This window comes from Flavobacterium erciyesense (assembly GCF_018069925.1).
GTDB lineage: Bacteria > Bacteroidota > Bacteroidia > Flavobacteriales > Flavobacteriaceae > Flavobacterium > Flavobacterium erciyesense.
Genome location: NZ_JAGPXB010000001.1, coordinates 215,205 through 228,613, shown reverse-complemented (window position 1 = coordinate 228,613; position 13,409 = coordinate 215,205). Strand labels below are relative to the sequence as shown.

Annotated in this window: 9 protein-coding genes; 8 read left to right on the top strand and 1 reads right to left on the bottom strand. The window is 36.3% G+C overall.

Going from position 1 to position 13,409, the window contains the following annotated elements:
* The first annotated feature begins 27 nt into the window (after positions 1–27).
* Positions 28–2,901, top strand: a complete 2,874-nt coding sequence (infB, locus tag KBJ98_RS00975) for a translation initiation factor IF-2 (RefSeq protein ID WP_210787905.1) — start codon at positions 28–30, stop codon at positions 2,899–2,901.
* A 351-nt stretch (positions 2,902–3,252) separates the two neighbouring features.
* On the opposite strand, the gene KBJ98_RS00970 is transcribed toward infB, so the two are convergent.
* Positions 3,253–3,663: an SPOR domain-containing protein gene (locus KBJ98_RS00970; RefSeq protein ID WP_225899036.1), complete on the bottom strand. Its 411-nt coding sequence runs from the start codon at positions 3,661–3,663 to the stop codon at positions 3,253–3,255.
* Positions 3,664–3,857: 194 nt separating this feature from the next.
* On the opposite strand from KBJ98_RS00970, the gene KBJ98_RS00965 reads away from it, so the two are divergent.
* The 7 genes from KBJ98_RS00965 to KBJ98_RS00935 are packed head-to-tail and all read left to right on the top strand — an operon-like array spanning position 3,858 to position 13,384.
* A complete protein-coding gene (locus KBJ98_RS00965; protein WP_210787904.1) occupies positions 3,858–5,201 on the top strand; it encodes a c-type cytochrome in 1,344 nt (447 codons plus the stop codon).
* A gap of 29 nt (positions 5,202–5,230) precedes the next feature.
* A complete protein-coding gene (locus KBJ98_RS00960) occupies positions 5,231–8,287 on the top strand; it encodes a TAT-variant-translocated molybdopterin oxidoreductase (protein ID WP_210787903.1) in 3,057 nt (1,018 codons plus the stop codon).
* A gap of 36 nt (positions 8,288–8,323) precedes the next feature.
* A complete protein-coding gene (nrfD, locus tag KBJ98_RS00955) occupies positions 8,324–9,727 on the top strand; it encodes an NrfD/PsrC family molybdoenzyme membrane anchor subunit (RefSeq protein ID WP_166133045.1) in 1,404 nt (467 codons plus the stop codon).
* Entirely contained in the window at positions 9,720–10,244 is a 525-nt protein-coding gene (locus KBJ98_RS00950; RefSeq protein ID WP_210787902.1) for a DUF3341 domain-containing protein, read from the top strand. The genes nrfD and KBJ98_RS00950 overlap by 8 nt, the downstream gene beginning before the upstream one ends.
* Positions 10,245–10,251: 7 nt before the next feature.
* The gene (locus KBJ98_RS00945; protein WP_210787901.1) at positions 10,252–10,797 is read left to right on the top strand and encodes a c-type cytochrome; all 546 of its coding nucleotides are present in this window, start codon (positions 10,252–10,254) and stop codon (positions 10,795–10,797) included.
* A 27-nt stretch (positions 10,798–10,824) separates the two neighbouring features.
* Positions 10,825–12,207, top strand: coding sequence for a cation-translocating P-type ATPase (locus KBJ98_RS00940; RefSeq protein WP_210787900.1), 1,383 nt, complete (start codon positions 10,825–10,827; stop codon positions 12,205–12,207).
* A gap of 19 nt (positions 12,208–12,226) precedes the next feature.
* Positions 12,227–13,384, top strand: coding sequence for a cytochrome c oxidase subunit II (locus KBJ98_RS00935; protein ID WP_210787899.1), 1,158 nt, complete (start codon positions 12,227–12,229; stop codon positions 13,382–13,384).
* Positions 13,385–13,409 lie beyond the last annotated feature (25 nt).

The window sequence follows — 13,409 nt, the reverse complement described above, 5'->3', positions numbered from 1 at the left end:
CAAAAAAGGTAAATATAAAAAGGTTTTATGTCTGAAGAGAGAATTATTAGAATAAACAAAGTTTTAAGGGAATTGAATATTTCTTTAGAAAGAGCTGTGGATTATCTAAAAGATAAGGGGATTGCTATGGAAGCAAATCCAAACGCAAAAATTTCTGGAGAAACATACGATGTCTTGTGCGGTCAATTTGCGGGTGACAAAGGGAATAAAGAAGCTTCGAAAGAGGTAGGCGAAGAAAAAAGAAAAGAGAAAGAAGCTTTACGTTTAGAACGAGAAAAAGAAATCGAAGACAAACGTAAATTGGATGAAGAGCGAGCGAAACAACAAGAGGTAATCAAAGCAAGAGCAGTTTTATCTGGTCCTGTTCAAGTTGGTAAAATTGATTTGAATCCGAAAAAAGCGGCTATCGTTCCCCCTGCAAAAACTGTAGAGAACACTGTTCCCGCTGCTGCAAAAACACCAGAGCCGGTAACTCCAAAAGAAGTTCCAGTTGAAAAGGTTGTTGCAGAAAAAACTTTGGATGAAAAACCTGCTTCAGACAAAAAAGAGGTAAAACCGATCGCGGGTATTAAAGAGGTGAAGGTAGAGGTTCCTGTTGAATCAAAATCGGAAGATAAGCCAGCAGTTGCGAAAGCAGACGAGGCTCCGGTAGAGGAAACGATCACTACACAATACCAAAAGTTATCAGGAACTACGCTTACAGGTCAAGTAATTGATTTGTCGCAGTTCAACAAGCCTAAGAAGAAAAAAGAAGAGCCAAAGATTACACCAAACAAACCAGGTGCTCCAGGTTCTGCGGCAGCTAATGCCAATAAGAATAAACGTAAAAGGATAGCTCCTAAGCCAGGTGCGCCAAGGCCTCCTGCTGTTCCGGGTGCTCCAAATCCAAATAAAATTACGCCAAATACTGCTGGAGGTGGTTTTAACGCAAACCGTAGTGCTAGACCTGGTTTTGTAAAAGGAAACAGACCTGCTATTGTGGCTAAAGTAGAGCCAACAGAAGAGGAAGTTAAAAATCAAATTAGAGAGACTTTAGAGAAGCTACAAGGTAAAGGTGGTAAATCTAAAGCAGCTAAATATAGAAGAGATAAAAGAGATACGCACCGTCAAAAATCGGATGATGAGCAAAGAGCATTAGACGAGGGAAGTAAAACTATTAAGGTTACAGAGTTTGTTACTGTTGGTGAAATAGCAATCATGATGGATGTGCCAATTACTAAAGTTATTGGTACGTGTATGTCACTTGGAATCATGGTAACCATGAACCAAAGATTAGATGCTGAAACTTTAACGATTGTAGCTGATGAATTTGGTTATGAAGTAGAGTTTATCACTGTTGATATCGAAGAAGCAATTCAGGTTGTTGAAGACAGAGAAGAAGATCTAGTTTTCAGAGCGCCAATCGTTACAGTAATGGGTCACGTCGATCACGGTAAAACATCGTTACTGGATTACATTCGAAAAGAAAATGTAATTGCAGGTGAGTCTGGAGGTATCACGCAGCACATTGGTGCATACGGAGTAACTTTAGATAATGGTCAAAAAATTGCATTTTTAGATACACCTGGTCACGAAGCGTTTACAGCGATGCGTGCACGTGGTGCTCAGGTTACTGATATTGCTATTATTGTAATTGCTGCGGATGATGATATCATGCCACAAACTAAAGAGGCTATTAGCCATGCGCAAGCAGCTGGTGTGCCAATTATATTTGCAATCAACAAAATTGATAAGCCAAATGCTAACCCTGAAAAAGTAAAAGAAAGATTAGCAGGTATGAATTTACTTGTTGAAGATTGGGGTGGAAAAATTCAATCACATGATATTTCTGCAAAAGTAGGTACCGGTGTAAAAGAATTGTTGGAAAAAGTATTGCTTGAAGCTGAAATTTTAGATTTAAAAGCAAATCCTAATAAAGCGGCTTCTGGAACTGTTGTTGAAGCTTTCCTTGATAAAGGTAAAGGTTATGTTTCTACAATTTTAGTTCAAAATGGTACTTTGAAAATTGGTGATTATATGTTGGCAGGTAAGCATCATGGTAAAATTAAAGCCATGCATGATGAGCGCGGAAATATTGTTAGAGAGGCAGGTCCATCAACTCCAGTATCTGTACTTGGTTTAGATGGGGCGTCAACTGCTGGTGATAAGTTCAACATTTTTGAAGATGAAAAAGAAGCAAAACAAATTGCTGCCAAACGTTCTCAATTAATGCGTGAGCAGTCAGTTCGTACACAACGTCATATTACATTGGATGAAATCGGACGTCGTATTGCTTTAGGTCAGTTTAAAGAATTGAATATTATTCTTAAAGGTGACGTGGATGGTTCTGTTGAGGCACTTTCTGATTCGTTCTCTAAATTGTCAACTGAAGAAATTCAAATCAATATCATTCACAAAGGAGTGGGAGCTATTACAGAGACTGACGTTATGTTAGCTTCAGCTTCTGATGCGATTATTATCGGATTTAATGTTCGTCCTGCTGGAAATGCAAGACAGTTAGCTGATAAGGAAGAAATCGATATCCGTTACTACTCAATCATTTATGCTGCTATTGATGATCTTAAAGATGCAATGGAAGGAATGTTAGCTCCTGAAATGAAAGAAGAAATCTTGGGAACTGCAGAAATTAGAGAAATCTTCAAAATCTCTAAAGTTGGTTCTATTGCAGGAAGTATGGTTATGGATGGTAAAATCGTTAAAAATGCCAAAATGCGTGTTATTAGAGACGGTGTTGTGGTACATAGCGGTGAGCTAATTGCTTTAAAACGTTTCAAAGACGATGTAAGAGAAGTAGCAAAAGGATACGATTGTGGTATTCAAATTAAAGGATACAATGATATCGAAGAAAGAGATATTATTGAGTCGTACCATGAAGTTGCTGTAAAAAAGAAATTGAAATAATATTTTCTAATTTATATTTTAAAAATCCCGATTCGTCGGGATTTTTTTATGACTTTATTTCAACCGATTTACCTTTTATAATTTCTATTTTTTTTATTGATGTAAGGAAACAATAATTTGTTTCTAAGAGCAAGTATAGATTTGTAGTTTCGTTGTTGCGGTAGGTAAAACGAGTGTATTTATTTGGATAAAAATGCGTTGGTTTCTGTGTTGGTTTTAAACGTATTTTATAGCTCTTATTTACTCTTTATTGGTAGTAATAATTGAATTTTCGGATTCCTTTAGGTTGGCACTAGGAAAAAAAAAGACAACCCTACTTGGATTGTCTTTTTCAATTTGTTAATACATAAATTATCTGCTTGGTTTTATTAAATGAACCATAGGATACCTTTTTTTTATCTCAAGTAACAGTTGTTCTGCCTCTATTCTTGTTTTAAAATTTCCTACCCATACCTTGTAATTTGGAGTAAAAAACACAATTGTACCATCGATCCCAGGATATTCTTGTCGGAAAGTAGCTAAATTGGTTTTTGCTTTATCACTTTCACCACTAAAAATTTGAATTTTATAGCGGTCGTTTATAGTACTGTTAGTACTAACTTTTCTTTTCTCGTTCAAAATTTGTTCAAATCTTGAGTCTTGCTTTACGTTAATTGCTTCTGCTTGTGCAGTTGCGAAATGTGTTGTTATAAAGTAGGTTAGGATTAAGTAAAATCCCTTTTGGAACGCTGTAATTTTCATAACTTGTTTGTTTTTAGGCAAAAATAATATTTAATGATAGAATCCACATATAAAACATTATTTAGAATAAATATAAATTGGAAATAAGGCGATTTTAGGGTTTTGAGAATAGTTCTTAAGTCGTATTTTTGTCGAAGTTTTAAAATAAAGGAGTGGTTTTTCATAAAGTTATTATAAAAAACTGTGCCAATTTTACTAGATAATCATTATACAATATGAAAAAGGTGGGTAACCATAATTCGATCTCAAGAAAATTAGTCTTAGGCTTGTCCTTGTCTTTGATTTTCTCTTTGTCTTCATTTGCTCAAGAAGCTCCTGCGGCTGATGCAGCTGCGGCTACTACTGATGTTGCTGCCGCTCCCTCTGGTGGAGATGCTGTAAAAGGTAAGGAATTGTTCAACGCAAATTGCGCAGCATGTCATAAACTGGATGCTAAAGCAACTGGTCCTGCATTAAGAGGAATTGCGAACAAGCATGATATGCCATGGTTGTACAAGTGGATTAAAAATAGTTCAGAATTGATTAAATCTGGAGATGCTGCTGCTGTTAAGGTTTTCAATGAGAACAACAAGGCGGTAATGTCTGCGTTTCCACAATTATCAAATGCTGATATTGACAATATTATAGCTTATACTTCAGAGCCTAAAGCTGAAGCTGCTGCTCCTGCTCCAACTGAGGGAGGTGCTGCTGTTCCGGGTGGTCCGGTTGCTGATAGTGGTTTGTCAAATACATTGATACTTGGTGCCTTAGCATTAGTGTTGGTTATACTTGTTGTGATGTTGTTCTTAGTGAACAGAGTGTTAACGAAAGTAGCTAAAGCAAATGGTATTGAAGTTGCTCCAAAAGAGCCTACGACACCAATTTGGAAAGCTTTTGCGAAAAATCAATTTTTGATTTTAGTTACTGTTGTTTTCTTGCTTTTGTCAAGTGCTTATTTTGTATATGGATTTTTGATGCAAGTGGGTGTTGATCAAGATTATGCACCTATTCAGCCAATTCACTATTCGCATAGAATCCACGCAGGTGATAACGAGATTAACTGTAAGTATTGTCACTCTGCTGCTAGAGTAAGTAAGAACGGTGGTATTCCTTCTTTAAATGTGTGTATGAACTGTCATAAAAACATTGCTGAAGTTGCTGAGACTACTGCTACTCCGGAATACAGTAAAGCTTTCTATGATGAGCAAATCCAAAAGCTTTATAAAGCTGTGGGTTGGGATCAAGCTACACAAACCTACACAGGGAAAACCGAGCCAGTTAAATGGGTTAGAATTCACAACTTACCTGATTTTGTTTATTTCAATCACTCGCAACACGTAACTGTTGGTGGAATTGAATGTCAAACATGTCACGGTCCAGTTCAAGAATATGAAATTCAGAAACAATTTGCTCCGTTAACAATGGGATGGTGTATAGATTGTCACAGAAAAACCGAAGTTAAAATGGAAGGAAACGAGTATTACACTAAAATACACGATGAACTTTCTAAAAAATACGGTGTTGACAAATTGACTGCAGCACAAATGGGAGGTTTAGAGTGTGGAAAATGCCACTATTAATTGAATTATTAAGTTTTTAATATTTATATATGTCATCAAACAAAAAATACTGGAAAAGTGTTGAAGAACTAGACGAAAATAGTTCTATTGTTGAGGCGCTTAGAAATAACGAATTTGTTGAGCCTATTCCTACTGAAGAATTCTTAGGTAATGGTGATGCTTTGTCATCGTCTTCAACATCACGTCGTGATTTTTTAAAGTACGTTGGTTTTAGTACTGCGGCGGCAACGCTTGTGGCTTGTGAAGGACCTGTAAACAAGTCGATTCCTTACGTTCTTCAACCAGAACAAATCATCCCTGGTGTAGCTGATTATTATGCTACTACAGTTTTTGATGGTTTCGATTTTGCAAATTTATTGGTTAAAACTCGCGAAGGTCGTCCAATTAAAATTGACAATAATACAATCGCTGGTGCAAAGTTTAGTGCAAATGCAAGAGTGCATGCTTCTATTCTTTCACTTTATGATAGTATGCGTTTAAAGCAACCAAAGATTGAAGGTAAAAATGCATCTTGGTCTGCGGTTCAAACTAAGTTAAAAACTAGTATTGCTGATGCATCTGCAAAAGGAGGTCAAGTAGTATTGTTAACAAATACTTTAGCAAGTCCATCTACTGAAAAATTGATAGGTGAATTTATTGCTAAAAATCCAAATGCCAAGCACGTAGTTTATGATGCTGTTTCAGAGTCTCCAGCTTTGGATGCTTTTGAAATGGTTTACGGGGAAAGAGCTTTAGTTGATTATGATTTTTCAAAAGCTTCTTTAATCGTTTCTGTTGGAGCTGATTTTCTTGGAGATTGGCAAGGTGGAGGATATGGTGCAGGCTATGCTCAAGGAAGAATTCCTAAAGCAGGTAAAATGTCTCGTCATTTTCAGCTAGAAGCAAATATGACACTTTCTGGTGCTGCAGCTGATAAGCGTGTACCAATGTCTGTTGCTAATCAAAAACAAGCTTTGGTTCACATTTATAATGTGGTAACAGGTTCTTCTGTTTCGGTTTCTCTTGATGAGAAATTTAAGGCAGAAGTTAATAAAGCTGCGCAACAATTGAAAGCTGCTGGATCAAAAGCTGTTTTGGTTTCAGGTATTCAAGATAAAAATGCTCAATTGTTAGTTCTTGCTATTAACAAAGCTTTAGCTAGCGAGTCGTTTAATACTTCTGGCGTACGTCAGATTAGAAAAGGATCAAATGAAAAAGTAGCTCAGTTAGTAGCTGATATGAATTCTGGTGCTGTACACACTTTAATTATGAGTGGTGTTAATCCAGTTTATACTCTTGCTGATACTGTTGCTTTTCAAGAAGGTTTAAAAAAGGTTAAAACATCGGTAGCTTTTTCTTTGAAAGAAGATGAAACTGCTTTGTTATCAACTGTTGCGGCTGCTGCGCCTCATTATTTAGAGTCTTGGAATGATCTTAGTTTAACTAAGGGAACTTATAGCATTACTCAACCAACAATCCGTCCATTATTTGATACAATGCAATTTCAAGATGTATTGATGTCTTTAAATGGAACTGTTGGTACTTTCTATGATTACATTAAAGGAAATTCTGGATCTATTATTAGTGGATCTACTTGGAATAAAGTTTTGCATGATGGTGTATTTGTAGGTGTGATTCCTTCAGCTTCTGCCGGTTCTGCTGATTATAGTGCTGCTGCGTCTACATTAGCAAGTAGTAAAAAATCAGATTCATTAGAATTAGTATTGTACACGAAAACTGGTTTAGGAGATGGACAACAAGCTAACAATCCATGGTTGCAAGAGTTTCCTGATCCTATCACAAGAGTTTCTTGGGATAACTACTTAACAGTTTCAAATGCTGATGCTGCTAAGTATGAGTTGAGTAATGAAATTGTAGCTAATGGTGGTTTGAATGGTAGTTACGCAAGCATTACTACAGCTGATGGTTTAAAGTTAGAAAACGTTCCAGTTATCGTTCAACCAGGACAAGCAGTTGGTACTGTTGGTTTGGCATTAGGTTATGGTCGTAAAGCGGCTTTGAAAGAAGAAATGATGGTAGGTTTAAATGCCTATTCTTTATATAAAGGTTTCAGTAATGTACAAAGCATTACTTTGACTAAAGCAGGTGGTGAACATGAATTTGCATGTGTTCAAGGACAAAAAACTTTAATGGGTAGAGGTGATATTATCAAGGAAACTTCATTGGAGATTTTTAACACGAAGGATGCTCATGTGTGGAATGAAGTACCAGTTGTATCATTAGACCACATGGAAGTTGAAGCTACAAAAGTTGATTTGTGGGATTCATTTGATCGTTCTACAGGTCATCACTTCAATTTGTCTATCGATTTAAATGCTTGTACTGGTTGTGGTGCTTGTGTTATTGCTTGTCATGCAGAGAATAATGTACCTGTTGTTGGTAAGGCAGAGGTAAGAAGAAGTCGTGATATGCATTGGTTACGTATCGATAGATACTATTCTTCAGAATCTACTTTCGATGCGGATGTTGAAAGAAAAGAAAATATTGCTGGTTTAACTAGTTCGCTTTCTACATTTAATGAAATGGAAAAAGCGGGTGATAATCCGCAAGTTTCTTTCCAACCTGTTATGTGTCAGCACTGTAATCATGCTCCATGTGAGACTGTTTGTCCAGTTGCTGCTACTTCGCACTCTCGTCAAGGTCAAAATCACATGGCTTATAATAGATGTGTTGGTACTCGTTACTGTGCAAACAACTGTCCATACAAAGTACGTCGTTTCAACTGGTTCTTGTACAACAAGAATTCAGAATTCGATTATCACATGAATGATGATTTAGGTCGTATGGTATTAAATCCCGATGTAAATGTTCGTTCACGCGGAGTTATGGAGAAATGCTCTATGTGTATCCAAATGACTCAAGCTACTATTTTGAAAGCTAAGAGAGAAGGAAGATCTATCGTTGACGGTGAATTCCAAACTGCTTGTTCAAATGCATGTTCTACTGGCGCTATGGTCTTTGGTGACGTTAATGATAAAGAAGCTGCTGTTACTAAATTAGCTTCTGATGAAAGAATGTATCACTTATTGGAGCATGTTGGAACAAAACCTAATGTGATTTATCACGTTAAAGTTAGAAATACCTAGTACAAAATAATTAATTAAGAATCAATATAAAGGATTATGTCGTCTCACTACGAAGCAACCATTAGAAAACCCTTAGTTATAGGTGATAAAACTTATCACGATGTAACTGTAGATGTAGCAGCTCCTGTTGAGGGAAAAGCGAATAAACATTGGTGGATTGTATTTTCTATCGCATTAATAGCCTTCCTTTGGGGTTTAGGCTGTATTGTATACACCGTATCTACAGGTATCGGAACTTGGGGTTTGAATAAAACCGTAGGTTGGGCTTGGGATATCACAAATTTTGTTTGGTGGGTAGGTATTGGTCACGCAGGAACTTTGATTTCTGCAGTGTTATTACTTTTCCGTCAGCGTTGGAGAATGGCAATTAACCGTTCTGCCGAAGCGATGACAATTTTCTCTGTTATTCAAGCAGGTTTATTTCCAATCATTCACATGGGGCGTCCATGGTTGGCATACTGGGTTTTGCCTATTCCAAACCAATTCGGTTCTCTTTGGGTAAATTTTAACTCACCGTTGCTATGGGACGTATTTGCGATTTCTACTTACCTTTCAGTTTCATTAGTTTTCTGGTGGACTGGTTTGCTACCTGACTTCGCCATGTTGCGTGACCGTGCTGTAACGCCATTTAACAAAAGAGTTTATTCTATTTTAAGTTTTGGATGGAGTGGAAGAGCTAAGGATTGGCAACGTTTTGAGGAAGTATCATTGGTACTTGCAGGTTTAGCTACTCCTTTAGTATTGTCTGTACATACTATTGTATCGATGGACTTTGCTACATCTGTGATTCCAGGATGGCATACTACCATTTTCCCTCCTTATTTCGTAGCTGGAGCAGTTTTCTCAGGATTCGCAATGGTAAACACCTTGCTTATCATCATGAGAAAAGTTTCTAACCTGGAAGCTTACATTACATTACAGCACATTGAGTTAATGAATATTGTAATCATGATTACAGGTTCTATAGTGGGTGTGGCATATATTACTGAGCTTTTTGTAGCTTGGTATTCTGGAGTAGAATATGAGCAATATGCTTTCTTGAATAGAGCTACTGGTCCTTACGCTTGGGCTTACTGGGCAATGATGACTTGTAATGTGTTTTCTCCTCAGTTTATGTGGAGTAAAAAATTGAGAACTAGTATTATGTTTTCATTCGTGATTTCAATTGTTGTAAATATAGGAATGTGGTTTGAGCGTTTTGTAATTATCGTTACGTCATTGCATAGAGATTACTTGCCATCTTCTTGGACTATGTTTTCGCCAACATTTGTTGATATTGGAATTTTCATTGGAACTATTGGTTTCTTCTTCGTATTGTTTTTATTATATTCAAGAACATTCCCTGTAATTGCACAAGCGGAAGTTAAAACAATTTTGAAAGGAACTGGAGATAACTACAAGAGAGAAAGAGAAGCAAATAAAGATTCACACCATGAGTAATAAAGTAATATACGCCATTTATAATGACGATGATATTTTGATGGATGCGGTTAAAAAAACTAGAGCAGCTCATCATCATATTGAAGAGGTTTTTACCCCTTTTCCAGTTCACGGATTGGATAAAGCAATGGGAATTGCACCAACAAGATTAGCTATTTGTGCTTTCCTTTATGGATGTGTGGGTATTTCAGTTGCAACTGCAATGATGAATTACATCATGATCCAAGATTGGCCGCAGGATATTGGTGGTAAGCCTAGTTTTAGTTATATTGAAAACATGCCAGCTTTCGTACCTATTATGTTTGAGCTTACAGTATTTTTTGCTGCTCACTTGATGGTTATCACTTTTTATATGAGAAGTAAATTATGGCCGTTTAAGGAAGCTGAAAATCCAGATGTGAGAACTACAGATGATCACTTTTTAATGGAGGTGGCTGTGAACGATAATGAGGAAGAATTAATTTCTTTCTTTCAAGGGACAGGGGCTGTAGAAGTAAAAGTAATTGATAAGCATTAATCGAGATATGAAAAGCGCACATAAAATAACACTTTTATTTGGTTTAACTATTTTAGTTGCATCATGCAAAGATAATGCTGCACCTAATTATCAGTATTTTCCAAATATGTACGAGTCTGTAGGTTATGAAACTTACGCTGAGTCAGATGCATTTAAAGATGGTAAGGAAGGACAACTTCCTGCTGCAGGTACTGTCAACAGGGGTTTTGAACCTTATGAATACGAAAATTCTACTGCAGGTTATGAATTAGCTAAGGCTAATTTGAAATCACCTTTAGATTCTTTGAGCAGAGATGCTGAAAAAGGAAAAGAGCTTTATGAAATTTACTGCATAAGTTGTCATGGTTCCGCCGGTAATGGTAAAGGTAAATTAGTAGAGAGAGAAAAGTTTTTAGGTGTTCCTAGTTACAAGGATAGAGTTATTACAGAGGGAAGTATTTTTCATGTCATAACTTATGGTTTGAATTCAATGGGTTCACATGCCAATCAATTAAGCGCCAAAGAACGTTGGTTAGTTACTGACTATGTTCTTAAACTAAAAAGTGAATTATAATTGTTGAACAAACTCATCTTAATAGATATGTATACATTTTCAAGTAAATTAAAAACCTTTTCGTTCATCCTAATGGCTCTTGGAGTTCTAGGAATTGGATATGGTTTTTATAGTGCTCCCAAAGATATTCAACAGGTAGAGCAATTGCTCGCCGCTGAAACTCATGGTGAACATGGTGTTTCAGCTCACGCTGAACCAGCTCATGGTGCTGGGGCTACGCATGACGAAGCTTCTGCAGAAAAAGCACATGAAGTAGAAGGTCACAAAACTACATCGCATGAAGTTGCTGCTGATGCTGAGCACAAAGAGCATTTAAATCATGTTTTACACCAATTGCAAAACAAGCCTTGGTCCGCTTTGTATGTTGCATGTATCTTTTTCATGCTTGTGTCGCTAGGTGTTTTGGCTTTCTATGCAATTCAGCAAGTAGCCCAGGCTGGTTGGTCCCCAGTATTATTTAGAGTAATGCAAGGGATTACATCTTATTTACCTGTAGGTGCTGCAATCTTTTTTGTAATCTTAATACTGTGTGGGCTTCATTTTAATCACATGTTTGTTTGGTTAGATCCGGAGGTTGTTGCTCATGATAAACTAATTGCTAATAAGTCGGGTTATTTGAATTTCCCATTTTGGATTGTTCGTGCAGCTATCTTCCTTTCTGGATGGTGTCTTTACCAGTATTATTCACGTAAAAATTGTTTAGCTCAAGATGAATCTACTGATAATTTAATGTACAAAAAGAACTTTAAGTTATCTGCTATGTTCTTGGTGTTTTTTATCGTTTCTGAGTCTATCATGTCTTGGGATTGGATAATGTCTATAGATCCACACTGGTTCAGTACATTGTTTGGATGGTATGTATTTGCTAGCTTCTTTGTAAGCGGTGTTACAACAATAGCTTTAGTTACTTTGTATCTTAAGTCTAGAGGTTATTTAGAATTTGTTAATACAAGTCATATTCACGACTTAGCTAAATTTATGTTTGGTCTAAGTGTTTTCTGGACTTATTTATGGTTCTCTCAATTCATGTTGATTTGGTATGCTAATATCCCTGAGGAGGTAACTTATTTTATTACGAGAATTCAAGATTATAATCTTCCTTTCTTTGGTGCTGTTGTCATGAATTTCTTATTCCCATTGTTGATTTTAATTAATACTGATTTCAAGAGAATTTCATGGGTTCTGGTTATGGCTGGTATCGTAATCTTAAGTGGTCATTATTTAGATTTCTTCAACATGGTTATGCCTGGTACAGTAGGTGACAGATGGTTTATTGGAGTTTCAGAGATTTCTTCAGTTCTTTTCTTTTTAGGATTGTTTATATATGTTGTTTTTTCAGCTTTGGCTAAATCTCCTTTATTGGCAAAAAGAAATCCGTTTATAGAAGAAAGTAAACATTTTCATTATTAATATTTAAAGAAATAAACAGATGACAAGTTTGTTGGTAATCATAGTTTTAGTTTTGTTAGCTGTTGCTTTATGGCAATTGACTAAAATATTCGATCTGACGCAAGTTGGTTCTAGTAGTGATAGTTCAGAGGTCGCAACTGATAATGACAATAATATTCAGGGGTATTTGATGTTTGGCTTTTTAGCCTTTATCTATATTTTTACAATTTACGGTTTATTTAAATGGGGTAATCTTGTGTTACACACGCCAGCTTCGGCTCATGGTGCAGAGGTTGATAATTTAATGAACATCACATGGGTTCTTATTTTTACTGTACAGGCTATCACACAAGTATTAGTGCATTACTTTGCTTTTAAGTATAGAGGTAAACAAGGTCAAAAGGCTTTATATTTTGCAGATAATAATAAATTGGAAGCAATTTGGAGTATAATTCCGGCCGTTGTTTTAGCAGGTTTGATTTTATACGGTTTGTATGCTTGGACAAATATTATGTTTGTTGATGAAGATGAAGATACCGTTGTTATTGAACTATATGCACAACAATTTAACTGGAAAGCTAGGTATTCAGGTGCTGATAATGTTCTAGGTAAAGCTAATGTGAGATACATTGAGGGTGCAAATGCTGTAGGTGTTGATTTGAGTGATCCATATGCTCAAGATGACGTAGTTGTTACAGAATTACACATACCTGTTGGTAAAAAGATTTTGTTTAAAATGCGTTCTCAAGACGTTTTACACTCTGCTTACATGCCTCACTTTAGGGCTCAGATGAACTGTGTTCCTGGTATGGTTACTCAATTTGCTTTTGAACCAATTTACACAACTGCTCAGTATAGAGAATTACCTTTTATGGTTGAGAAAGTTGCTAACATTAACGCGTTACGCGCTAAGAAGAGTGCAGAATTAGTTGCTAAAGGGGAGCCTGCTTTAGATCCTTACACATTTGACTATTTGTTATTGTGTAATAAAATTTGTGGTGCTTCTCACTATAACATGCAAATGAAAATTATTGTAGATACTCCTGAAGACTACAAAGCTTGGTTGAAAGACAAAGCTACGGTAGTTAATGAAGTTAAAGCTGCTTTAGCTGAGCCTGCTTCTACTGATGCTGCTGTAGGAAGCGATTCTGCCGCTGTTAAAGGAGATAAAGAAGTTGCTGTTACTGCAATGAAATAATTATTAAAGAAAATTTAAAGTAAAC